Origin of the sequence: Cellulophaga omnivescoria (genome assembly GCF_027915275.1) — a bacterium.
Taxonomy (GTDB): Bacteria; Bacteroidota; Bacteroidia; order Flavobacteriales; family Flavobacteriaceae; genus Cellulophaga; species Cellulophaga omnivescoria.
Genome location: NZ_CP115819.1, coordinates 2,821,219 through 2,845,203, shown reverse-complemented (window position 1 = coordinate 2,845,203; position 23,985 = coordinate 2,821,219). Strand labels below are relative to the sequence as shown.

Here is a 23,985-nt window from a genome sequence, read left to right as displayed (position 1 = left end):
TAATAAATTTAAGTCCAGTTATTTAAATACATCTACTCCAACCATAACTTAAAGTCTTTTACCTTCTCTCTGCTTACTATAATTTCAGAATCATTATACTTATTTAAAACAATTTTTAGTCTAGAATTGGTGTAAGATACTATATCTTTTATATAATTTACATTAATATAAAATTTACGACTAACTCTAAAAAAGTTTTTTGGTTCTAACTCAGATTCTAAATTCTCTAAGGTAACATCTAACAAATAATTTCTACCATCGGATGTTGCGGCATAGGTTCCTTTATTCTCACTAAAAAAACACTCTATCTCATCTGCATTTATAATTTTTAAATGCTGCCCAACTTTTACCGTAAAGCGCTTTTTAAACTCACGCTCTATTGGGTTTACAAGCAGCTTTTTTATATCATCAAAATCTACTGATATTTTAGGGTTAGATGCAGTCATATTTTTATACTTATTAACTGCAACTTCTAGCTCCTCATCATCAATTGGTTTTAGTAAATAATCAATACTATTTAATTTAAAAGCTTGCAGTGCATATTCGTCATACGCAGTGGTAAAAATAATAGCACTTTTTACATCTACTTGCTCAAAAATTTCAAAAGACAATCCATCCGATAATTGTATATCTAAAAAAATTAAATCTGGATGCTTATTTTCATTAAACCAAATTATAGATTCTTCAACCGAGTGCAACATAGTAGAAACTGTTACATTTAATTCTGCAAGCAACCTACTTAGTCTTCTTGCTGCTGGTTTTTCATCTTCAATAATTATTACGTTCATTGGTTTGGTTATTTTATGGTGATGGCAAAATAGAAAAAAATTATATTAATGATGCCAATTCTACTTTTAAAAAATTAATTTTATTTACTTACTACAAGTATTTTGTTTGCTCATCTTCTTCCATATATTTTTCAATTTGCCTTTGTTCCCAATCTTTAAAAAACTGAAACTTATCTTTAAAAACATATAGTCCGTGGCAGGTTAATCCAAACAACCAAAGCAATGGCATAACGGTCATATTAACATCTATCCAAGTAGAGATGTTTTTTCCTACAGAAACAGATTCAATTGGAAAGATATCAAAAAGTCTAAATCTGACAATTAGCACTACAATATTTACGACTAAAAACCAACCTAAATGATTATAAAAATCTTTAATTTCTTTTACTTTCTTCTCTGCTCTTTCTAACTTACTTAATGGTGCTTTTTTCATCTTATTTCTTTTTTAAAAAGTCATCTGACTCCCTTTTTTCTTTTTCCATATACTTTTCAATCTGACGCTTTTCCCATTCTTTACTAAAAAATGGTAATGAGCCGTGAACTTTAGAGTAATGTGCTACTAAACCTATTCCCCAAAAAAACGGTGTAAAATATGTACCTATATTTAAAAATCCGTTCCAACCAGAACTAAAAATAACACTACCTACAATAAACAGATTTACTAAAATAAACACCGTTAAATGAATGTAAAACCCTTTAAGTTCTTTTATTTTTTCTTTAGCCCTTTCTAGCTTTTCGTTTCTATATTGCTCATTATAATTTTCCATTACCTCCATTTTTTATTGTTTTCTTCTTCCTCTTTCATTAACTGATTAATTTTCTTTTGCTCCCAGTCTTTACCCATAAACGGAAAAAAGCTAAATACTTTTATTGCTTTAAAAATTAAGCTTATACTTAAACCTAGTACTACCCATAAAAACCAAGGGTTGCTAAATTTGTTTAGGTAATAATTTATAGCGGCTACTATGGCTATTGTAAACACAGATGATATTACTTTGTTATAAAACTCTTTTTCATCTTTTACACGTTCTTTAGCTCTTGCGTATTTTTCTTGGTTGGTATTAATTTCCATAGTTATTTTTTTAGATGGTTGGTATATTTATTTTTAAAACTTATCGTCTTCCATATATTCTCTAATCTTGCGATTTTCCCAGTTTTTACCAAATAATGGATTATAACCAAAGGCCTCCATACCGTGTGCAGTTAGTCCTAATCCCCATCCAAAGGCAGGAAATACTGACCACGGAAAATCTGTTGTTTGGTAATTTAACCATATTAAAAAAGGAATAACAAAGCAATAGGCTACTAGGTTGTATGTAAATCCTTTTATTTTTTCTACTCTTTCTTTTGCTCTTTGATAGCGTTTTTCGTCTAAATGAACTTTTTGTGTTTCCATAGTTGATACTTGTTTGGTTAAAATTGGCAAATGAACACTAAATTCTGTTTCGCCTTTATTAATAATTACTGTTCTGTCTGTTAACATTTGGTAACGTTGGTGTATATTTTTAAGCCCTACACCACTGCTCTTTTTTACTACTTTTTTCTCTTGTAAATTGTTACTTACAATTAGCATATTATCTACTTCTTCAACCTTTAAACGCAGTGGTTTGTTGGATGATACTATATTGTGTTTTACAGCATTCTCTAATAATAATTGTAATGATAACGGTATTATTTTTGCATCTGGGTTGCTACTTTTTTCAGGTACTTCAAAAACAATACTATCTTCAAATCTCATTTTTAATAACCGTATGTAGGTTTTAGCAAAACGTAACTCCTCATCTACAGTAACCAAATCTTTATTTTTTTGCTCTAAAACATACCTGTATACTTTAGATAATGATGTGGTAAACTTTTGAGCCTGAAAAGGGTCTTCTTCTATTAAACTAGTTAACACATTAAGGCTATTAAATAAAAAATGCGGATCTAATTGATTTTTTAAAGCATCAAACTTTGCAGATGCAGTACCTGCTATAATTTTTTGCTCCTTTATTTTAGAGTCTTGTATGTACTTATAAAAATAGTAAGCGTGCAATGCTAAAGAAACCACTATAGATATTAACAACGTAATAAAATATGGTGACAACGTTTGGTTGCTTACATAATACTCTACGCTATTTCCAAAAAGCACAATTGCTATTATAAACTTTACAACTGCAAAAGCAATAAGTGTTAGTATTATAGATCCAAATGCACCAAGCCAAAGTCTTTTTTTGGGTTGTTTCTCCCAACTATATATGTTAGATATATATTGAAAGTAATATGAATTTACCATACTTAAAACAAAAGAGTAAAGAAAGGTAATTGCTATGCCGCGTAATATTTTAATTAAAGAAAAACCGTCTCCAATACTTCCTAATACATTTATAACTGATATTATAATTGTAATAATAATACTTAGCTTTAATATCTTTTTTATATTGAACATTTTAATATTTGATTTTGCTCTAATTTAGTAAATAATTACTGTTTTAATCTGATACAAAGTTGAAGCATTAGTTACTTTTTACAAATAATTTAAAACCCAATTGTAAATATTTACAGATGAGTTGTAAAAAATTAATACAATCCTGCAATTAAAGCACAAAACCAATAATTTTTAAGGCTGTAAAGCAAAACAAACTACTATCTTTGCTACAAGAGACGTAATTATAATGAAAGAAATACAGGCTACCAGAATTAACAAATACCTTAGTGAAGTTGGTTATTGTTCTCGCCGAGCGGCAGACAAACTTATAGACCAAGGACGTGTAACTATTAATGGTAAAATACCAGAAATGGGCACCAAAATAGTTCCTACAGATGAAGTACGCGTAGATGGCAAATTAATATCTGAACCCAAAGAAGATTTTGTGTACCTAGCATTTAACAAACCCGTTGGCATTGTTTGTACTACAGATACACGTGTAGAAAAAGATAATATTATAGACTATATAAATTACCCAAAACGTATTTTTCCTATTGGCAGGTTAGATAAACCTAGTGAGGGTTTAATATTTTTAACTAATGATGGAGATATTGTAAACAAAATTTTACGCGCTAGAAATCATCACGAAAAAGAATACATTGTTAAAGTAGATAAAGTTATAACAGATGATTTTGTACACCAAATGAGCAATGGCATTCCAATATTAGATACCATTACCAGAAAATGTAAAGTAGAAAAATTAAGTAACTACGAGTTTAAAATTATACTTACACAAGGTTTAAATAGACAAATTAGGAGAATGACAGAGTATTTGGGATACAATGTTGCAAAATTAAAACGTGTTCGTATTATGAATATTTCCTTAGATATGCCAGTTGGTACTTATCGTGAGTTTACCAAAGAAGAATTAAAAGAAATTAACAGACTGGTATCTACATCTGCTAAAACTTATAAAGATGAATAAAAAAATTATTGTTACACTAGCTTTAATTTTTTCATTTGCTACAACCAAGCTTATAAGCCAGTCTGTAAAAGCAATGACCTACAATATAAAGTATGACAATACTGGTGACACAATAAACAATTGGAACCTTAGAAAAGCTAAAATGGTAGCTTTAATACAGCATTACAAGCCGTCTTTTTTAGGTATACAAGAAGGTTTACACAACCAAGTGAGCTACCTAAATACCAATTTACCCAACTACAATTACATAGGGGTTGGTAGAGATAATGGTAAAGAAAAAGGAGAATACAGTGCTATTTATTACAGTAATGAGTTTAAACCTGTAACTTCTAATACCTTTTGGTTATCTAAAACACCAAATAAAGTTTCTGTAGGTTGGGACGCCGCAATGGAACGTATTTGCACTTATGGCTTATTTCAACATAAAAAAACAAAACAAAATTACTGGGTATTTAATGCACATTTTGACCATATTGGTATTGAAGCACGTAAAAATTCTGCTAAACTAATTATTGAAAAAATTAAAAGTCTTAACACCAATAACTACCCAATTATTTTAATGGGAGATTTTAATGTAACTCCTACTGAAGAAGCCATTACAACCATTACCAATTACTTAGTAGACAGTTACAAAAACAGTAAAACTAAACCTTACGGACCAAAAGGTACTTTTAATGGTTTTACAGACCGTGTATTAGACCACAGAATAGATTATGTTTTTGCAAAAAATTTGAATGTATTATCCGTAACAATTATAGATGATAGATTAGATAATAACAAACATATATCAGACCATTTACCAGTATTAGCAACATTTAACAAGTAAAATAATGTATATACCACCAAGCTACCAAAATAACAATACAGAAGAAATTAAAACCTTTGTTAAAAACAATAGTTTTGGTATACTAGTAAACCAAACTAATGGCAAACCTTGGGCAACGCATATACCTCTAGAATTACAAACAAAAAACGAAAAAGACATACTTGTTGGGCATATTGCAAAAGCTAATCCGCAATGGCATAATTTTAAAGATAACCCAGAGGTGCTTTGTATTTTTAATGGTCCACATAGTTATATATCTTCTTCTTGGTATAAAGATGAAGAAGTACCTACTTGGAACTATATTGCAGTACACATTTATGGCAAAATTACTATTGTAGATAAAGACACTGCAATGAAAGGACTTAATGATTTGGTTAATAAATATGAGCAAGCATCAGAATGTCCGTTACATTTAGATAATTTATCTAAAAGTACACTAGCACAAGTAAATGGTATTATTGCTTTTGAAATTGAAATAACAGATATACAAGCTACCTACAAACTCTCACAAACACGAGAAGAAGACAAACCAAAAATAATTGAAGAGTTAGAAAAAAGAGATGCTGGCAGCAAGGAAATAGCAAAACATATGAAAAAGTAATTATTATTTATTTTGTATTTTTAAGTATGATAATTTATTACCGCAAACCTTTAGTATTTAAACTAATAGTACTTGTATTTTTAGCTACACAAACTATGTCCTGTGCTAGCGATACTAACAATGACGTTAATAAACCAAATGAAGAGCCACAATTAATAGATCCTGTGGTTTTTACTGCCATTGGCGATGTACCTTACAACGATTTCCAAAGAGACTCTTTACCAAAAGTAATTGCTGCACATAATGCAAGGGCAAACTCTAGTTTTGTAATTCACGTTGGAGATATAAAACCAGGAGCAGGATCCTGTACAGAAGATGTTTATGTAGATGTAAGCAACCTTTTAAAGCAATTTTCAGTCCCTACTTTTATTGTTTTAGGTGATAATGAATATAATGATTGTATAAACCCAGAAGAAGGGTTAGCCTTTTGGAACACCCATTTTTTTAAATTTAACACTAACTGGAACTTTACTCCTACTGTAAGTTACCAACAAAAACGACCAGAGAACTTTAGTTGGGTACAAAACAAGATACTATTCTTAGGCATTAATATTGTTGGTAGCAATGTACATAATGTAACAGAATGGGAAACTAGGCTTACGGATGATGCCAATTGGGTGCAACAACATCTGCAAGCAGAAAAAGACAATGTAAACGCCGTAGTTGTTTTTGGACACGCAAATATTACAGAAGGTGATCCTACCAAGTTTAATACATTTACCAGTGCTTTTAGAAGCAGTGCAGCCGCTTTTAAAAAACCAGTGCTATATTTACAAGGAGATGGTCACTTTTGGTTTACCAACAAACCTTGGCCAGAAAAAAATATTACACGCGTACAAATAGATGGCGGACACAGAGCTGTAGAAGTTACCGTAGATCCAAACAAGAGTAACCCGTTTAGTTACAATCGTACTTTTTTAGATTAAAAACAGCTTTCATTTTTCTCCCCACAACACCTGTTTTTATTTCGTAGTAGTACACCACACTTTTTAGACTTTCTACTTTTTAAATTTAGTTTCTGTTTTCTTTCATCTACATTCTTTTCTTCATATTTCATCAATTTAAACAAACAATTTACAATTCAGCCTAAAAAAATTACAGTTCGGTTTATTACATTTTAAAAAACTGAAGTACTGCTGCATCTTTGTATCATAATCAACAATAAAAACACAAACATTATGAGAACTTTAGGATTACTTTTAGCTTTATTTATAACAACAATTACTGTAAACGCACAAAAAGAAAAAAAAGCAGAAACATTTACAGTTACCGTTACAATAGACAACGTTTTAAATGATAATGGAACAGTTATGGCTGGTTTACACTCTTCAGAAACTTTTATGAGAGGATCAGGGCTGCAAGATAAAATTACCACTATAAAAGATGGTAAGGTAACCATAGTTTTTAAAGATGTTAAACCTGGTGAGTATGCTATTTTAGCAATGCATGATGAAAATAATAATAAGCAGATGGACAGAGAAGCAAACGGTATGCCTAAAGAAAGCTATTGCATATCTGGATCACCAACTCCATACGGTCCACCAACATTTTCTGAAGCCAAATTTAATGTAATAGATACAGATTTAGAGTTTGCACTTAGGTTTTAATAGTTATAAAAATTAAGAATAAAAAAAGGAGATAAATAATTTTATCTCCTTTTTTACGTACAATTTGGTTACAATCATCTATTCTTCTAACCAAGCATTCATCATCCAAATTGTTTTTTCCTGCTCAGCTATAAAGTCACTCATTAAAGAGTTTGTCCCTTCATCATTAGCCTCACCAGATATATCTAATACATCGCGTTCTATAACCAACAATTCTTTTAAAGAATTTACAATTAATTTTATAGCCTCCACATCTACAGAAATATTTTTGCCTACCGGTAATTTAGAAACCGACATATAATCTTCAAAAGTGTGCAATGGTTTTCCTCCTAGGGTTAAAATACGTTCTGCAATCATATCTACTTTTTCATTTGCATCAGTATATAACTCTTCAAACTTAATATGTAAATCAAAAAAGCGTCTACCTCTAATATTCCAGTGAACACCTCTTAAATTTTGGTAATAAACCTGGAAACTAGATAGTAAAACATTTAATTTACTGTTTAGCTCTTTAGCTTTTTCTACTTCTAATCCTATACTGTTTAATTCCATAATATTTATCTTTTTTGTGATACCACAAAGTTAGTTAGTATTTACTATTTTTGGTGCTGATTAAAATCATTTGTTTTTATAATTTTATAGCTATAACCTATTAAGAATGACAATAACTCAACTACAGTATGTATTGGCTGTTGCCAAATACCAAAACTTTACACTTGCCGCCGAAAAAAGCTTTGTTACACAGCCTACTTTAAGTATGCAAGTTCAAAAGTTAGAAGATGAGCTAGACATTCAGATTTTTGACCGAAGTAAAAAACCAATTTCTATTACAGAGGTGGGACAAAAAATAGTTGAACAAGCTAAAAATATTGTAAACGAAGCAGACCGTATAAAAGATATTGTAGACCAAGAAAAAGGATTTGTTGGTGGTGAGTACGTTTTAGGTATTATACCAACCATTATGCCAACACTTTTACCTATGTTCTTAAAAGCCTTTATTTCTAAATTTCCAAAAGTAAACCTGGTTATAAAAGAGCAAAATACAGACACACTTATTAGAAATTTACAAGACGGACAAATAGATGCTGCTATTGCTGCAACACCACTAGAAATTGAATTTATTAAGGAAAGGCCTTTGTATTATGAGCCATTTGTTGGTTATATACCAAAACAACACAGACTCTCTTCTATAGAAAAATTAACACCTCAAGAATTAGATATTGACGATGTTTTACTTTTACAAGATGGACATTGTTTTAGAGATGGTGTAATTAACTTATGCAAATCTCCTAAAAACTCTGTAGTAGACCATTTTAGGTTACAAAGTGGTAGTTTTGAGACCTTAATTAATTTATCTAATGAAGGTTTAGGTATGACTTTATTACCTTATTTAAACACATTGGAATTAGATGAGAAAAAGAAAGAGAACTTAAAACATTTTGAAGCCCCATCACCTGCCAGGGAAGTTAGTTTAATTTACCATAAAAAAGAATTAAAAATACAAATTACTAATGCACTACATGATGTAATTACAAGTGTTGTACGTGGTGCAATTGCTTTTCAGGATGTAAAAATTATTAGTCCGGTTAACAAAAAATAAAAGCTAAATAAATTAAAAAAGCCACCGTAATGGTGGCTTTTTAGGTATTTACTATTTTTTGATGTAAATCATACACTGCCTTAGTTCTGGTTTATCTGTAGTAAAAGAGTTTAACCAAACTTTAAGCTCATCTACCTCGTAAGGCAGTAATCTTGAAATTGCTTTTTCTAGCTCTTTGCAAAACAACTTAGAATCAAAACTTACTTTTTGCAAAACAGTTTTAGTGTAATCAAACATTGCTCTTGCCATATTTATAATTATTAAATTATTATTCCATAAATTTAACGATAAAACCTGAAAAAAGTATCTAAATAAAGTGTTAAAAATCATAGTTATCAAAAAAAATAATACGTAATGACCTACAATACCATATTTTACAATAACTATAGAAGTTTTATTTATTGTATAATTTTGATGTTTTTGGTTGGTTGCGCAAGTACTAAACAAAAAATTTCAAAAAACACTAATTCTATAATTAGTAACAGTCTTTTAAAAAATCACTTTATAGGTATAAAAGTTTATGATCCGGTGCGAAACAAAACTATTTTTGAAAAAAATAGCACCAAATATTTTACCCCAGCAAGTAACACTAAAATATTTACGTTATACACAACTTTAAAATTAGTGCCAGAATTTAGCCCTTTATTAAAGTATGCTATTGCAAATGATACTACTTATATACAAGGAACTGGAAACCCAACAACACTCCACCCATATTTTAAGGATAGCACAGCTATACATTTTTTAAAAAAACAGAAAAATATTGCGTTAAACGTAAACAATTATATATCTGGTAAATTTGGCAGCGGATGGGCTTGGGAAGATTTTGATGCCTCCTTTTCTCCAGAACGTGGTGGTTTACCCTTATATGGCAATGTACTAAGTATATATAAAAAGGGATATTTATCTACATATCCAACCTACTTTAATGATAGTATACGTGTTACACCATATAATTTTAAAAGAGATTTAATAAAAAATATATTTTATGTAAATACTAACTTAATAGATACTGTAACAATTCCTTTTAAAACAAGTAATAAACTTATAAAAGACTTATTAGAAAAGGCAATTAATAAAAAAATTATAATTACAGATAAAAAGGCAAACACAGAAAAAAATACACTTTATGGTGTAGCTACAGATTCTATTGCAAAACGAATGATGCACCTTAGTGATAATTTTTTAGCCGAACAATTATTAGTTATGGCATCTAACACTTTATCGGATACTTTAAGTACAAACAAGGCAATAAAACATATTTTAAAAACAGATTTAGCAGATATAGAACAGCAACCTCGCTGGGTAGATGGCTCTGGCCTGTCTAGATACAATTTATTTACACCTGCATCATTTGTAAAAGTGTTGCACAAAATGTATAAAGAGGTTCCCAAAAAAAGACTATTGAAGCTTTTTCCTGCAGGTGGTAAATCTGGAACCCTAAAAAACTGGTATAAAGGCAACCCAACACCGTACGTATATGCAAAATCTGGTAGTTTAGGTAACAACTATAGTTTAAGCGGTTACCTAATTACAAAATCTGGAAAAACAATAATTTTTAGCTTTATGAACAACCATTTTAAAGCAAAAACTTCTGATGTAAAAAAACAAATACAAACTGTTTTAGAACTAATAAGAGATACTTATTAATTATGTGTTCACAAACAAAAAACTAATAATTGGTTCTTTTCTTTTTACAATTGTATACATTATTTGGTTAGAACTTTTATAAGTTATAAATAAGTAATTTGTTTTTAGATTATTACCAGATCTAAAACCTATTATCACCATCTAAAAGATCTCCTAAACCTCCTAACAAACTACCTTCTCCCCTGTCTTTTCCTCCTTTAGGAACAGAAGCTAATACACGGCCAGCTAGTCTGCTAAATGGTAAAGATTGTATATAAACAGTACCTGGTCCACGTAGTGTAGCAAAAAATAACCCCTCGCCGCCAAAAACAGTATTCTTAATTCCGCCTACAAACTCTACATCATAATTTATGGTTTGAGAAAAGCCTACAATACAACCTGTATCTACCTTTAAAACTTCACCTGCAGCCAATACTTTTTTAGCCATAGTGCCGCCTGCGTGTACAAATGCCATTCCATCTCCTTCTAACTTTTGCATAATAAAACCTTCACCGCCAAAAAGACCACGACCAAGTTTTCTAGAAAATTCTATACCAACAGACACTCCCTTAGCTGCGCATAAAAAAGCATCTTTTTGACAAATAAATTTTCCATTTTTTTCAGATAAATCTATTGGTAATATTTTTCCAGGATAAGGAGAAGCAAAACTTACTTTTCTTTTATTTGATCCAATATTTAAAAAGGCTGTCATAAATAAACTTTCACCAGTTAACATTCGCTTTCCTGCCGAAAAAATTTTACCCAAAACACTAGTATCTTGGTTAGAGCCGTCTCCAAAAATGGTATCCATTTTTATATCAGTATCCATCATCATAAAACTACCAGCTTCTGCTACAACAGCTTCTTGCGGGTCTAATTCTATTTCTACATACTGCATTTCTTCTCCATAAATATGGTAATCTATTTCGTGTGCATTCATTTTTATATTTTGATTTTGATTGACACTAATAGGTAGCAACAAAAAAGAGAATGTTACATATTTTTAAAAAATTATTTCTTTAAACGCACTGTCCAGTCAAAATTAAAAGTAGAAACCACCACTCCATCTGTATTAACACCAACAGATTTCATTGTAAATATTTGCCCTTCTCCTGTTGCAATAGTTTTTTTAATTGCATCTTCTATTAAGTGTCCATCTTCACAAGTAAAAGTAATTCTTCCTGTAGCTTTTTTAGTAAATGTGGCATTATTACTAGCTACCAACATAGATATTTTTCTACCGCTTTTTTCTATTTGGTCTATTACCATTATCCCTGTTGCGTACTCTGCAGCCATACCTTGTACTGCCCAAAACATAGAGTTAAATGGGTTTTGGTTAAACCACCTGTGCTTTACGGTAACAACTGCTTTTTTCTCATCAATGTGTTTTAAACGTACACCACACCACCAAGCAGATGGTAACTTAAAAAAATTGAATACGTTATATTTTAATGTGCTATTTGCCATTCTGTTTTTTATAATTTTTATAAAAGTATTGAAAATAGTTGAATCTATAAATGTTAAAGTAAAGTTAATTTTTAGTACTATGTTTTGCATAATACCTTTTTAAAGATATATATTTGCATAAGAAACTAACAAGTTAGAGTTATAGAAATTAATCAATTCTGTAAAAAAATAATTCAACGGAGTTTGTTCATCAAATCAAAAACAGCCCGCTTCTTATACGGGTTTTAAAAGAATATCTAAACTATGAAGATAGAAAACACAAAGGCACAAATGCGCAAAGGTGTTTTAGAGTATTGTATCCTCTCTATACTAAAAGGAGAAGATAAGTATACCTCTGAAATTCTTTCTACACTAAAAGATGCCAAAATGCTAGTTGTAGAAGGTACTATTTACCCATTATTAACCAGACTAAAAAATGCTGGTTTACTAACCTACCGTTGGGAAGAGTCTACATCCGGACCACCAAGAAAATACTATGCACTTACAAAAACAGGCGAAGAATTTTTAACAGAATTAAACACTACCTGGGACGAGCTTAGAAATGCAGTAAACCTAGTTACCAACTCAAAAAAAACGAACAATGAATAAGACTATAAACATAAACTTGGCTAACTTATTCTTTCATATAGACGAAGATGCTTATCGTAAACTAGATACCTATTTAAAAGCTATAAAACAATCTTTAAATAATGGGCCCGGTAGTGACGAAATTATTTCTGATATAGAAGCAAGAATAGCAGAGCTTTTTCAAGAAAAAATTAAAAACGAACAGCAAGTAATTACTAAAACAGACGTAGAAGATGTTATTTCTGTTATGGGGCAACCTGAAGATTACCGTGTAGATGAAGAGATTTTTGAAGACGAAGAGCCTATTACAAAATCTAAAACCAAAAAGCTTTACAGAGATACAGATAACAAATATATTGGTGGAATATCTGCTGGTATGGCACACTACTTAGGCATAAATCCTTGGTGGGTTCGTTTGCTATGGATTGTTCTTACACTAGCTACTTTTAGCGGATTTATAGTAATTTATATTCTATTATTGTTTTTAATACCTGAAGCTAAAACTACCTCGCAAAAATTAGATATGCGTGGTGAGTCTATAAACATTAGTAACATAGAGCGTACTGTAAAAGAAAGTTTTGATACCGTAACTAATAAAGTAAAAAATGCAGATTACAACAAGGCTAATCATAAAATTAAGTCTGGTATACAAACTTTTTTTGATGCCATTGGCACGTTTTTTAACTTCATTTTTAAAAGCATAGGTAAAGTTATAGGCCTCCTTTTAATTCTAGTAGGCGGATCTGTAGTTATAGGTACATTTATTGGGGTTTTTATAGCAGGTTTTTCAGATGCATTTGTAGTTAACAACACGCCTCTTTACAATCTAATAAACACCTCTAATTCGCCCATTTGGTTAATTTCTATGCTTGTATTTTTTGCAATAGCAATTCCATTTTTCTTTTTACTTTATTTAGGATTAAAAATTGTTGTATCTAACCTTAAATCTATTGGTACAATTGCCAAATTAACGTTACTTGGTGTTTGGCTTGCCGCTATTATTGGCTTAACAATTATTACTATAAAACAAGCTACCGCAAATATGTATAAAGGTAGTATTAATAAAACAGAGCAATTAAATTTTACTAAGCCTCTAGACACTATTTACATTGGAACTAAAAGTAGTCAAAATTATGACAGACCAGAGAATTTTAGAATTAACGGAATGACATTTACTACAGATGAAAATGGTAAAAAACTTTTATTAGATAATGATTTTAAGTTTGACATTGTAAGATCTGATACTGACATTGCTAAAATTAAAATACAAAAAGTATCTCAGGGTAGTTCTTTTGATGAAGCAAGAGAAAGAGCAAAAACTATAGAGTATAATTATCAAGTTTTAGAAAATAGAGTAATTCTAGATAACTTTTTATCACTAGATCCTAACGGTAAATTTAGAGATCAGGAGGTAAACATTACCCTTTACATTCCTAAAAATGTTATTGTTAAGTTTGATTTTAACACTGATACAAACAGAATAGGATGGCATACATCTTACAAAGAAGAAATTTACAGGTCCGATGTTAAAAATTATACTTGGTTAATGAACAAGCAGGGTGTTTTGGAGTGCCTAGACTGTATTAATGATGAAATTAATGAAGATAATAATGATGATGATGAAAACAGCAATAAAAATTCAGAGTTAATTTTAGATGAAGAAGGTGTAAACATTAAAATTAACGCAAACGAAAACTCTTTAAACATTAAAATAGATGAAAACGGTGCGCGTATAGAATCTTCAAACAATTAAAACCTACAATTCAGTTCTAAAAAACAACAATTCGGTCTTTAAATTTAGTTTTACCACAAACATTTATAGACTTTTACATCAACAATCAAAAAAATAACAATTATGGCAACACTATCTAAAATCACAATTGCAATAGTATTAAGCTTACTATTTACTTCATGTTCTATTAACATTGGTAATGGTAAAAAAGGAAACGGAGTATTAACAGAGCAAAGCAGAGATATAGCTTCAAATTTTGAGCGTATATCTGCATCAGAAGGTATTAATGTTTTTGTTACACAAGCTAAAGAATTTAGCATACGTGTAGAGGCAGATGAAAATGTTATTGACCTTATTGGTACAGATATTGAAGACGGTAAACTTAAAATACACGCAATAGAAAATATTGGCAGAGCTACAAAAAACGTATATGTAACATTACCAGTAGTTACTGCGCTATATAGTTCTAGTGGTGCAGAATTAAATTCAGAATCACAAATAGAAGCTGACCAAATAGACTTAAATGCTAGCAGCGGTGCAGATATACAAATTGCGTTAGTAGCAAACTCTGTAAACGCAGACTGTAGTAGTGGTGCAGATATTAAGTTAAGTGGTAAAACAAATAACCTAACTGTAAATGCTAGTAGCGGGTCTGATATTGATGCTTATGAACTAAAAACAAAAACCTGTGATGCAGATGCTAGTAGCGGGGCAGATATTAGTGTAGATGTGTCTGACTCTTTAATAGCTGATGCAAGTAGTGGTGCAGATATTATGTACAGTGGTACTGCAACAGTTAAAAAAAATAAATCTTCTTCCGGTAGCGTAAAAAAGAGATAAATTACCGACTGTTAAAAGCGTTTTATTAAGGTCAATCTTGTTTTGTTTACAAGGTTGACCTTATTATATTAGTATAAATTTAAATATTGATATGAATTTAACCTTAACAAAGTATGTTCTTCCCCTAAAACATACATTTAGTATTTCTAGAGAGTCTCATAATTTTCAGGACAGTATGGTGGTAAGTCTTGGTTTACATGATAAAGTTGGTTATGGTGAAGCTACAGCAAACCCATACTACAAAATTACTTTTGAGAGTATGCAACAAGAAATTGAAAGCATACGAACAGAAATTGAAAACTATGCGTTTACCACGCCTGAAGATTTTAATCAATTTTTAAATAAAAAAAACTTAAGCAACTTTGCAATTTGTGCACTAGATTTAGCTGCCTATGATTTATATGGTAAAATTTTAAATAAACCTCTGTATAAAATATGGGACACAGATAATAGCTCCTACCCTATTACAAATTTTACTATTGGTATAGATAGTATAGATAATATGGTTACAAAAATGAAAGAACAGCCTTGGCCTATTTACAAAATAAAACTAGGCACAGACCAAGATGTTGCCATTGTAAAAGAGCTAAGAAAATACTCTGATGCTATTTTTAGGATAGATGCAAATTGTGCTTGGACAGCAGAAGAAACCATTAACTACGCACCAGAACTTAAAAAATTAGGTGTAGAGTTTTTAGAACAACCCTTAAAAGCAGATGATTGGACAGGTATGGAACAAGTAATGCACGCTAGTGTATTGCCCGTTATTGCTGACGAAAGCTGTATTGTAGAATCTGACGTAGAGAAATGTGGTTACCATTTTAACGGAATAAATATTAAATTAACCAAGTGCGGAGGTTTAACACCAGCGCTTAGAATGATAAAAAAAGGAAAAGAACTAGGCCTAAAAGTTATGGTTGGATGTATGACAGAGTCCTCTGTAGGAATATCTGCAATAGCACAGTTAGCACCACAATTAGACTATGTAGATATGGATGGTGCAATGCTATTAAGCAAAGACATTGCAAAAGGAATAGAAATAGAACCAAACGGAAACTTAATTTTTCCTAATACAGGAGGTTCTGGTATTACATTATTATAATGACATACGTTACTACATTTCCTGGTAGAAAAATTAATGTAGATGGTTCTAAAAAACTATATTTTGGCGGAACTGCTTATTTAGGGCTTCAAAAGCATAAAAAGTTTTTAAAAACATACTTAAAAAACATTAAAAAGTATGGTACCAACTATGGAGCCTCTAGAAAATCTAATATTAAAGTTGATATCTATAAAAAAACAGAAAATTATCTTGCAAAACTTGTACAAAGTGAAGCTTGTGTAACTGTTTCTTCTGGCTATTTAGCAGGGCAGTTAGTATGTAATTATTTTACATCTAAAGGTTACACTTTATTTTATGCTCCTAATTCTCACTCTGCTCTACATCAAAACAACTCTAGCAATTATGCAAATTATAGTGACTTAGTTACTGATGTAGAAAACCATATTAAAAAAGCTAAAACTACTCCCGTAGTTTTTTTAGATAGTCTGGATTTTTACGGATTAAATTACCCCGACTTTAATGGACTACAACAATTACCTTTAAATAAATTAATTGTAGTAGCAGACGACTCACATACACTAGGCCTACCACTCAACAATGGTGCTGGCTGTTATACTTTATTACAGAAACTAAACCCCAAAGAACTTATAGTGTGTAGCTCTTTAAGTAAAGGATTTGCCATACAAGCTGGTGCTATTTTTGGAAAAAAAATAAGAATAGAAGAAATAAAAGACACTGCTTTTTTTGGCGGTGCTAGTCCGGCTACACCTGCAAATATAGCTACAATAATAACTGCAGAAAGTCTCTATAAAAAGAGACAGCAAAAGTTACAGCAAAATATTCAGTCTTTTTTAGATGGCCTAAACAATACAGAACAATTTACCATAATGCCTAACCACTCAGCATTTACATATAGTGACCAAAAAATAACCGCATATTTGGAAAAACACAATATAATAGTCACTAGTTTTAATTATCCAGACAAAGAATCGCCAACAATGAGTAGAATTGTACTAAGTGCGCACCATAAAAAAAAGGATATTCATAAGCTTGTTACACTTATAAATACCCTTCAGTTTGCTTAAAAAATAACAAATTAAGCTATTTCTTCTATACTAGCTAAATAACGTTCTGCATCTAATGCAGCCATACAACCCGTACCAGCAGCAGTAACAGCTTGTCTGTATTCTTTATCCTGTACATCTCCACTAGCAAATACACCAGGCATATTTGTTTTGGTAGATTTACCTTCAGTTATTAAATAACCAGTTTCATCCATATCTAATTGTCCTTTAAATATGTCTGTGTTTGGCTTATGGCCAATAGCTATAAAAAGTCCTGTTATCGCTATTTCTTCTTTTTCTTGAGTTTGGTTATTTACCATACGTAAGCCCTCAACTACCTGCTCTCCTAATACTTCGTCTACTTCAGTATTATATTTTACAGTAATATTAGAAATACTATTAACTCTATGCTGCATTGCTTTAGATGCTCTCATTTCATCTCTACGAACAAGCATAGTAACATTGTTACAAATATTTGCTAAGTATGATGCTTCTTCTGCTGCTGTGTCACCAGCACCAACAATAGCTACATCTTGACCTTTGTAAAAGAAACCATCACATACAGCACAAGCAGACACACCACCTCCACGTAAACGTTGCTCACTCTCTAATCCTAAATATTTAGCTGTAGCTCCTGTAGATATAATTACTGTTTCTGCCTCTATAATTTTAGAATTATCTACAGTTATTTTATGTACGCCTCCAACAGTTTCATTAAATTCTACTGCTGTAACCATACCAATCCTTACTTCAGTACCAAAACGTTCTGCTTGCGCTTGCAATTGCGTCATCATTGTTGGCCCATCTATACCTTCTGGATACCCTGGAAAATTGTCTACTTCTGTTGTAGTTGTTAATTGTCCGCCCGGTTCCATACCTGTGTACATTACTGGTTTTAAATCTGCTCTAGAAGCATAAATTGCCGCAGTGTATCCTGCTGGTCCAGAGCCTATAATAAGACATTTAATTCTCTCAATTGTATCTGACATAATATTAGTTCAAAGTTTAGTTTAGAACACAAATGTAATTTTTTTATACAAACTGAAAAGCTTATTGTCATAAATTGTTACAATACAGTCATAGTCATATATAATTTGAGTTTATTTTAACATTTTTACAGTAGCAACTGTTCTAAATCCTGTATGTTCTGCAGAAGAGTCAACACTAGATCCCATACGAGCAGATATTCTATAACTAGCACAATAACTGTCACTACATAAAAATGACCCTCCTTTTATTACCTTTTCTTTTATATAAAGATTTTGAGGGTTGTATGCATCTGTTGCACCAAGCGGATTTTTTTTGGTAGTGGTTGCAGCTAACTCTTTATAATAATTTACATTATACCAGTCACTCGTCCATTCCCAAACATTACCTGCCATATCATATAAACCAAAACCATTTGGTTGGTAGCTTTTAACTGGAGCTCTTTTCTCATAACCATCTTTTTTACTATTGTTTACAGGAAATTCTCCCTCCCAACTATTGGCATTTTTAGATAAAACTGACATATCATCTCCCCAAAAAAATATTGTACCCGTTTTTCCTCCATTTGCAGCATATTCCCATTCTGCCTCTGTAGGTAACCTTCTATTTGCCCAGCTGCAATAAGCCATTGCATCTTCATAACAAATTTGCACAACTGGGTGGTTGTCTAATCCTTGTATAGAGCTAGATGGTCCATTTGGATGTTTCCAATTGGCTCCAATTGTCCAATGCCACCACTGAGAAAAATCAAATAAATTTGGTACAGATGTTTTTGTTTTTTTAAATGTTAATGAGCCTGGTTGCAAAATAGAATCATGAGGTTTAGGAGTACCTTCTGGTACTTGCTTTTTCATTTCTTCCCAATCTATTGCTCTTTCTGCTACGGTTACATAACCTGTTTCTTTTACAAATTTGGCAAACTGTGCGTTTGTAACCTCTGTTATATCCATAAAAAAACCATCTACAGCTACCTTATGTGCAGGTTTCTCATGTTGCATTGCCATTTTATCATGTGGCACTGCACCCTGTATAAACTCTCCACCAGGAATCCACACCATACCATCTGGTACTTTTACATCTTCAGGTTTTTTTACTAATAACGTAAATGTTGTATCTTTTTTAGTATTTACTTTAACAGTAACTTTTGGGCTTTCTTGTGTAGCTTTATTTTCCTTTGGCGCATCTTTACATTGTATACACATTAATACTATTATGCACAAAACAAGGTAATTTAGATTTCGTTTTTTGAGTTTCATAATTTAATTTGATAAGCAGTAAATATGCTAACAAATATATAGATCTAAAAAAAACTGAATGTATTTCTGCGTAATATTAACGTCTTTCTTTGTTTTAAAACTGTTTTTACAACTAAAAAACTTAGACACGGCTAGAGTTAAAAATGGATTAAAAATTATCAAATTAATAAAAAACACCTATCAAAAAAACAAATAACAAAAAATTAACCTAGTCAATAGTGTTAAATTTGTATTAGGTGATAAAACTTTATTACATTTAAAATTAACTTTAATGTGAAAATAGAAAGTGTGATTTTTATATTAAATACAAAAAATTTACTAAAACTCAATTTTACCAAACAAAACAAACTAACTTATGGAAAACACAAATGTGGAAACAGGAACTAACGCTAAAAGACTATTTTACGGTAGTTGCTTTGCTTTAATTACAACGGCATTCTCATTTGCCATAGCGGCAGGTATTTTAGATCAACTAAAAACAGAGCTAGCATTAAGTGCTAGTCAAGCCGGATTAATTACCTCTATGTGGTTTTTAGGCTTTCCAATATCTATGGTTATTGGTGGTTTAATTTACCACAAAGTAGGCGGAAAAATTATAATGCAATTTGCTTTTTTTGCACATGCAATTGGTATTTTGCTTTTAATATTTTCTGGCAATTACATAGGTCTTTTAATTGCCAACTTGCTAATTGGTCTTGGTAATGGATGTACTGAAGCAGCTTGCAACCCTATGATTGCAGATGCATACAAAGGAAATAGAATGAGCACAATGCTTAACCGTTTTCATATGTGGTTTCCTGGCGGAATAGCCATTGGTAGTTTGCTTTCGGGCTTTATGACAGATTTTGATATTACCGGGCAAAGCCAAGTGTGGTTATTATTAATACCAGCTATAATTTATGCTTACTTATTTTATGGACAAACTTGGCCAAAAGCTAAGATTGAAGAAGCAGCAACTATTAGCGGAAATTTAAAAGGTATGTTTACTCCTTTATTTTTATTTATAGGAATATGTATGGCATTAACCGCTATATCTGAATTTGGTCCAAACCAGTGGGTTGGTTTAATACTTTCTAAAAGTGGCGCAGAGCCAACACTTATTTTAGCATTAACAGCCGGATTAATGGCCGTTGCTAGATTTTTTGGAGGAAATATGGTAGCTAAGTTTAACCAAACAGGTGTTCTTTTAGGATCTGCCATACTTGCAACTTTAGGTATTTATTTGTTTAGTACACAAACAGGAGCTATGGCTTACGTAGCCGCTATATTTTTTGCTCTTGGCGTTGCTTATTTTTGGCCTAATATGATTGGATTAACCGCTACCAAAACTCCAAAAACGGGTGCTTTAGGTATGTCTATTATTGGTGCAATAGGAATGTTTTCTTCTTCTATTTTCCAGCCAATAATAGGTGGTTGGATTGATTCTGATGTTGATAAAATAGCAAATTCTGCACTTAATGTTTCTGGAAAAACATTTAATGAGGCTAAAAATATTTTTGAAAGTAACGAAAACCTAAGTGAAGCAGCTTCATTAATTAATGTAAGCGAAAGCAATTTAGAATCATCAATAAACAACGTAATTTTAGAGTCAGGACAAGAAACTTTAGGTACCATGGTACTTTTTCCTGCTATATTAATTGTGCTATTTACTATTTTATATTTTTGGATGAAAAGCACTAAAGAAGAAAATTAAAGATGTTATAACCGTATAAAATTAAAAAAGCTCCTTTGTTACAAAGGAGCTTTTTTAATGCATATATATTAGTCTTTAATTTTCATTGTAAAATTGATGAGCCCACCATCTATACTCGCCTCATATAAAACACCATTTTTATAGGTATAAATATTCTCGTTGCCCTTGGCGTTTACTTTTTTGTATTTATGATTTCCTAAATAAACTAAAGTATTCATAACTGCATCTTGCTCAGAGTAACACGTTGTTATATGCAAAGGCTCCGTAAAATATAATTGTACAGTAGTAAATGTTATAGGCTCATTAAATGTGCTAATCTTTTTGTTTTTGGTTATCTTATACTCTTTGTTATTACGTTCTGTATTTGTTTCTGCATAAACTTTATTATTTAGCATAATACTAACATCTGCCTTGTTTAGTTCCTTATTTTTAAAAGCTACGTTATACGTATATTTTACATTTATAGTTGTTATAATTTTAGCTTGTATGTTTGTAAAACTATGGTAATTTATAACGTTATCATCTATTGTTTTTGTTGTTACTAAACTTCCTACAATTTTATTTTTATGAAGTATATTAAAATGTAAAACCGTTTCAACAGTATTATTTTTTGCAATTAACGTGCCTAAAAACACTAGTAATACTATGTTTTTTATCATTATATCTAAAAATTAATATATGCCATATAAATATATTAAAATAAAGTAGTCACTTATTAGTAACCTTATTCTTTTTATACAGTAAAGAACTAAAATTGTTACTTATAAAACCTGGGTAACATAATTATAACCTTTGTATATACAACTACAATTAAAAACTACTCCTTTGCTCTTAAAATAACTCAACCTAAAAAAAACAAGCACCAAAAACTAACAAAAACAACTAGACAAAAACTAGACAAACACATAATAGCAACAAAATACAACTAGACTTAGTTTTATTTTTAATTACTTTTATTTCCTGTAATTTTTACAAATAACCAAACCAACCAGCTTTTTATCACCAAACTAAAATTAAAATAATACGCTATAAACTTTTTTAATTATTCATTTTACAACATTAATAAATAGTAAAAAATTAAAATTAGTTACTTAAAATAGCAAATTCACATTTTACAATGTTTACAATACTTAAACTAAAACAAGGAATTAAACTAGCAATTTTAGGACTAGTTTTATTGAACACCACAAAAACATATTGCCAAGACAATAGACAAAGTAATGATTATTTAAAAATAGCAAGAGAATTAGCTCATAAAAATCCTGACAGCTCTGCTTTCTATTTTAATAAAAAAATAGAAATAGATCTTAAAAGCAAAGACACCATTTCTGCTATTCAAACTTTAAATGAAGTATCAATTTTATACTCTCACAATTTAAATTACAGTAAGTCTTATGATGGGTATTGGAAGGCTTTATTGCTTGCCGATAAAATTAAAAACAACAAATTAATAGCAGATATTTACCAAGAAATAGGCTGGCTTTATAGTTTTTATAAACGAGACGATAAAGCTTTAGAGTACTTTAATAAAAGTATAAAACTAAGAAAAAAACAATTTACAAAAAACGAATCTAATGCCCACTTTATAGCTAGTGATTATTTTTCTATTGTAAACTTACACAGAGGTAATAAAGATTATAAAAAAGCTGCTCAGTTTTTAGATTCCTGCAAGTTATATCAATCTAAATTAAAACCAAGAATTGTTAGTTATTACATAATTGCGGAGGAAGCCTATTTAGATGCTGTTAGTGGCAATTATAATATTGCTATAGACAAACTAAACCAGTGTAAAGAACATTTTAAAAACAAAGACAAAACTTACTTAAGTGTAATACACAGTCTTACTGCAGATGTTTATAAAATGAAGAAAGAATACGATAAAAGTATCGCAAACTATAAAATATCTATACAACTTTCTGAAAACAACAAAAGTCACTTAAACTACAAGCTAAAAAACTATGAAGGACTTAAAGATATATATGTAGGATTAAAAAATTACAAAGAAGCTTACTACTACCTAAATAAAGAGAATACATTAAATAATAAAATTTTTGGTATTACTAGTGAGAACAGCAAACATCTATTAGAGATTAAAGATAATTATAGATTAGAAAAAGAAAAACAAGAAGATGCTTTGCAAGAACAGTTAATTGCAAACTATGAACAAGAAGATAAAATTTGGCTTTTAAAATCTATAATATTAATAATACTCATTATTTCATTACTGTTTTACGGTTTTGTTTTGGTTAAGCAAATTAAAAACAAGCACAAAAACGAAAAACAAATTATTGCAGAAAAGCAAAAGCTAAAAACCCAAAAAACTAATGAGGTCTTAGAGCTTAAAAATAAAGAACTTACCCAAGCTGCATTACGTTTAATAGAAAAAGATGAATTTATAGCAGGATTACATAAAAAAATTGAGACTGCAGGAGACAACGTAAACAAGAAAGTAATTTTAAGAGCTCTTAAAACTTTTCAGGGCACACCCAGCAAAAACTGGACAGAGTTTGAAGCTCGTTTTACAACAATTAATCAGAGTTTTTACGAAAATTTAAGAAATAAATACCCAAAACTTAGTCAAACAGATCAAAAAATATGCGCTTTAGTGCGGTTAAATTTCCCAAGTAAAGATATGTCTAAACTATTAGGCATATCTGTAGAAAGTGTACATACATCTAGGTACAGGCTAAGGAAAAAATTAGGCTTAAAAAGAGAAGATAACTTAGAAGATTTTATAAGTAGGTTTTAAAGTCTGTATGTTAAAACAAATATCAAAAGTTCAGATAATTAAGAGTTTAATCATCAAAATAAAAAACATAACACACTGATGTTAAGCATTTAATAATTATAAACAAATGTAAATTGTTCATAAT

Annotated in this window: 26 protein-coding genes; 14 read left to right on the top strand and 12 right to left on the bottom strand. The window is 30.5% G+C overall.

The window, feature by feature from the left end; all coding sequences use genetic code 11:
- Positions 1-32 precede the first annotated feature (32 nt).
- The 5 genes from PBN93_RS12615 to PBN93_RS12595 form a co-directional block, all read right to left on the bottom strand.
- On the bottom strand, positions 33-788 hold the full coding sequence (locus PBN93_RS12615; protein WP_077403208.1) for a LytR/AlgR family response regulator transcription factor: 756 nt from the start codon (positions 786-788) through the stop codon (positions 33-35).
- Between the two features lie 91 nt (positions 789-879).
- The gene (locus tag PBN93_RS12610; protein WP_077403205.1) at positions 880-1,221 is read right to left on the bottom strand and encodes a 2TM domain-containing protein; all 342 of its coding nucleotides are present in this window, start codon (positions 1,219-1,221) and stop codon (positions 880-882) included.
- Position 1,222: 1 nt separating this feature from the next.
- A complete protein-coding gene (locus tag PBN93_RS12605) occupies positions 1,223-1,555 on the bottom strand; it encodes a 2TM domain-containing protein (protein WP_077403202.1) in 333 nt (110 codons plus the stop codon).
- Positions 1,555-1,860 (bottom strand): 2TM domain-containing protein, encoded by a 306-nt coding sequence (locus PBN93_RS12600; RefSeq protein WP_077403199.1) that lies wholly within the window; start codon positions 1,858-1,860, stop codon positions 1,555-1,557. Before PBN93_RS12600 ends, PBN93_RS12605 begins: the two co-directional genes overlap by 1 nt.
- Before the next feature lie 33 nt (positions 1,861-1,893).
- A complete protein-coding gene (locus PBN93_RS12595; protein ID WP_077403196.1) occupies positions 1,894-3,216 on the bottom strand; it encodes a 2TM domain-containing protein in 1,323 nt (440 codons plus the stop codon).
- A 226-nt stretch (positions 3,217-3,442) separates the two neighbouring features.
- On the opposite strand from PBN93_RS12595, the gene rluF reads away from it, so the two are divergent.
- The 5 genes from rluF to PBN93_RS12570 all read left to right on the top strand — a co-directional run bounded on the left by rluF (position 3,443) and on the right by PBN93_RS12570 (position 7,214).
- The gene (gene rluF / locus PBN93_RS12590; protein WP_077403193.1) at positions 3,443-4,180 is read left to right on the top strand and encodes a 23S rRNA pseudouridine(2604) synthase RluF; all 738 of its coding nucleotides are present in this window, start codon (positions 3,443-3,445) and stop codon (positions 4,178-4,180) included.
- Positions 4,173-5,006, top strand: a complete 834-nt coding sequence (locus PBN93_RS12585; protein WP_077403191.1) for an endonuclease/exonuclease/phosphatase family protein — start codon at positions 4,173-4,175, stop codon at positions 5,004-5,006. Before rluF ends, PBN93_RS12585 begins: the two co-directional genes overlap by 8 nt.
- A gap of 4 nt (positions 5,007-5,010) precedes the next feature.
- A complete protein-coding gene (locus PBN93_RS12580; RefSeq protein ID WP_077403188.1) occupies positions 5,011-5,607 on the top strand; it encodes an FMN-binding negative transcriptional regulator in 597 nt (198 codons plus the stop codon).
- A gap of 95 nt (positions 5,608-5,702) precedes the next feature.
- The gene (locus tag PBN93_RS12575) at positions 5,703-6,533 is read left to right on the top strand and encodes a metallophosphoesterase (RefSeq protein WP_171974493.1); all 831 of its coding nucleotides are present in this window, start codon (positions 5,703-5,705) and stop codon (positions 6,531-6,533) included.
- Positions 6,534-6,785: 252 nt separating this feature from the next.
- Positions 6,786-7,214, top strand: coding sequence for a DUF2141 domain-containing protein (locus PBN93_RS12570; protein WP_077403183.1), 429 nt, complete (start codon positions 6,786-6,788; stop codon positions 7,212-7,214).
- 78 nt (positions 7,215-7,292) lie between these two features.
- On the opposite strand, the gene PBN93_RS12565 is transcribed toward PBN93_RS12570, so the two are convergent.
- On the bottom strand, positions 7,293-7,766 hold the full coding sequence (locus tag PBN93_RS12565) for a Dps family protein (RefSeq protein ID WP_077403180.1): 474 nt from the start codon (positions 7,764-7,766) through the stop codon (positions 7,293-7,295).
- Between the two features lie 106 nt (positions 7,767-7,872).
- On the opposite strand from PBN93_RS12565, the gene PBN93_RS12560 reads away from it, so the two are divergent.
- Entirely contained in the window at positions 7,873-8,814 is a 942-nt protein-coding gene (locus PBN93_RS12560; RefSeq protein ID WP_271080796.1) for a LysR substrate-binding domain-containing protein, read from the top strand.
- A gap of 51 nt (positions 8,815-8,865) precedes the next feature.
- Here PBN93_RS12560 and PBN93_RS12555 read toward each other — a convergent pair whose 3' ends face one another.
- The gene (locus PBN93_RS12555) at positions 8,866-9,063 is read right to left on the bottom strand and encodes a hypothetical protein (RefSeq protein WP_013622067.1); all 198 of its coding nucleotides are present in this window, start codon (positions 9,061-9,063) and stop codon (positions 8,866-8,868) included.
- Between the two features lie 375 nt (positions 9,064-9,438).
- Between PBN93_RS12555 and PBN93_RS12550 the strand changes: the two genes are divergently transcribed.
- The gene (locus PBN93_RS12550; protein ID WP_271080795.1) at positions 9,439-10,464 is read left to right on the top strand and encodes a D-alanyl-D-alanine carboxypeptidase; all 1,026 of its coding nucleotides are present in this window, start codon (positions 9,439-9,441) and stop codon (positions 10,462-10,464) included.
- A gap of 121 nt (positions 10,465-10,585) precedes the next feature.
- Here the strand turns inward: PBN93_RS12550 and PBN93_RS12545 are convergent, their stop codons facing one another.
- Positions 10,586-11,383: a TIGR00266 family protein gene (locus tag PBN93_RS12545; protein ID WP_077403171.1), complete on the bottom strand. Its 798-nt coding sequence runs from the start codon at positions 11,381-11,383 to the stop codon at positions 10,586-10,588.
- 71 nt (positions 11,384-11,454) lie between these two features.
- Positions 11,455-11,910, bottom strand: coding sequence for a DUF4442 domain-containing protein (locus tag PBN93_RS12540; protein WP_077403225.1), 456 nt, complete (start codon positions 11,908-11,910; stop codon positions 11,455-11,457).
- Positions 11,911-12,153: 243 nt separating this feature from the next.
- Here PBN93_RS12540 and PBN93_RS12535 point away from each other — a divergent pair, with 243 nt between their 5' ends.
- The 5 genes from PBN93_RS12535 (at position 12,154) to PBN93_RS12515 (ending at position 17,197) form a co-directional block, all read left to right on the top strand.
- On the top strand, positions 12,154-12,498 hold the full coding sequence (locus PBN93_RS12535; RefSeq protein ID WP_013622063.1) for a PadR family transcriptional regulator: 345 nt from the start codon (positions 12,154-12,156) through the stop codon (positions 12,496-12,498).
- Positions 12,491-14,230, top strand: coding sequence for a PspC domain-containing protein (locus tag PBN93_RS12530; RefSeq protein WP_077403168.1), 1,740 nt, complete (start codon positions 12,491-12,493; stop codon positions 14,228-14,230). The genes PBN93_RS12535 and PBN93_RS12530 overlap by 8 nt, the downstream gene beginning before the upstream one ends.
- 102 nt (positions 14,231-14,332) lie before the next feature.
- Positions 14,333-15,049, top strand: a complete 717-nt coding sequence (locus tag PBN93_RS12525; protein WP_077403165.1) for a head GIN domain-containing protein — start codon at positions 14,333-14,335, stop codon at positions 15,047-15,049.
- Positions 15,050-15,140: 91 nt separating this feature from the next.
- Positions 15,141-16,151 carry a dipeptide epimerase gene (locus PBN93_RS12520; RefSeq protein ID WP_271080794.1) on the top strand — a complete coding sequence of 337 codons (1,011 nt, stop codon included), beginning with the start codon at positions 15,141-15,143 and terminating at the stop codon, positions 16,149-16,151.
- Entirely contained in the window at positions 16,151-17,197 is a 1,047-nt protein-coding gene (locus PBN93_RS12515; protein WP_271080793.1) for an aminotransferase class I/II-fold pyridoxal phosphate-dependent enzyme, read from the top strand. Before PBN93_RS12520 ends, PBN93_RS12515 begins: the two co-directional genes overlap by 1 nt.
- 11 nt (positions 17,198-17,208) lie before the next feature.
- Here the strand turns inward: PBN93_RS12515 and trxB are convergent, their stop codons facing one another.
- Both trxB and PBN93_RS12505 read right to left on the bottom strand, forming a co-directional pair.
- On the bottom strand, positions 17,209-18,165 hold the full coding sequence (trxB, locus tag PBN93_RS12510) for a thioredoxin-disulfide reductase (protein WP_077403155.1): 957 nt from the start codon (positions 18,163-18,165) through the stop codon (positions 17,209-17,211).
- Between the two features lie 111 nt (positions 18,166-18,276).
- A complete protein-coding gene (locus PBN93_RS12505; protein WP_271080792.1) occupies positions 18,277-19,365 on the bottom strand; it encodes a formylglycine-generating enzyme family protein in 1,089 nt (362 codons plus the stop codon).
- Between the two features lie 409 nt (positions 19,366-19,774).
- Between PBN93_RS12505 and PBN93_RS12500 the strand changes: the two genes are divergently transcribed.
- On the top strand, positions 19,775-21,112 hold the full coding sequence (locus PBN93_RS12500; RefSeq protein WP_271080791.1) for an MFS transporter: 1,338 nt from the start codon (positions 19,775-19,777) through the stop codon (positions 21,110-21,112).
- A gap of 68 nt (positions 21,113-21,180) precedes the next feature.
- Here the strand turns inward: PBN93_RS12500 and PBN93_RS12495 are convergent, their stop codons facing one another.
- A complete protein-coding gene (locus PBN93_RS12495; protein ID WP_077403146.1) occupies positions 21,181-21,771 on the bottom strand; it encodes a DUF6134 family protein in 591 nt (196 codons plus the stop codon).
- A gap of 458 nt (positions 21,772-22,229) precedes the next feature.
- Here PBN93_RS12495 and PBN93_RS12490 point away from each other — a divergent pair, with 458 nt between their 5' ends.
- The gene (locus tag PBN93_RS12490) at positions 22,230-23,861 is read left to right on the top strand and encodes a tetratricopeptide repeat protein (RefSeq protein WP_077403143.1); all 1,632 of its coding nucleotides are present in this window, start codon (positions 22,230-22,232) and stop codon (positions 23,859-23,861) included.
- The last annotated feature ends 124 nt before the right edge of the window (positions 23,862-23,985 follow it).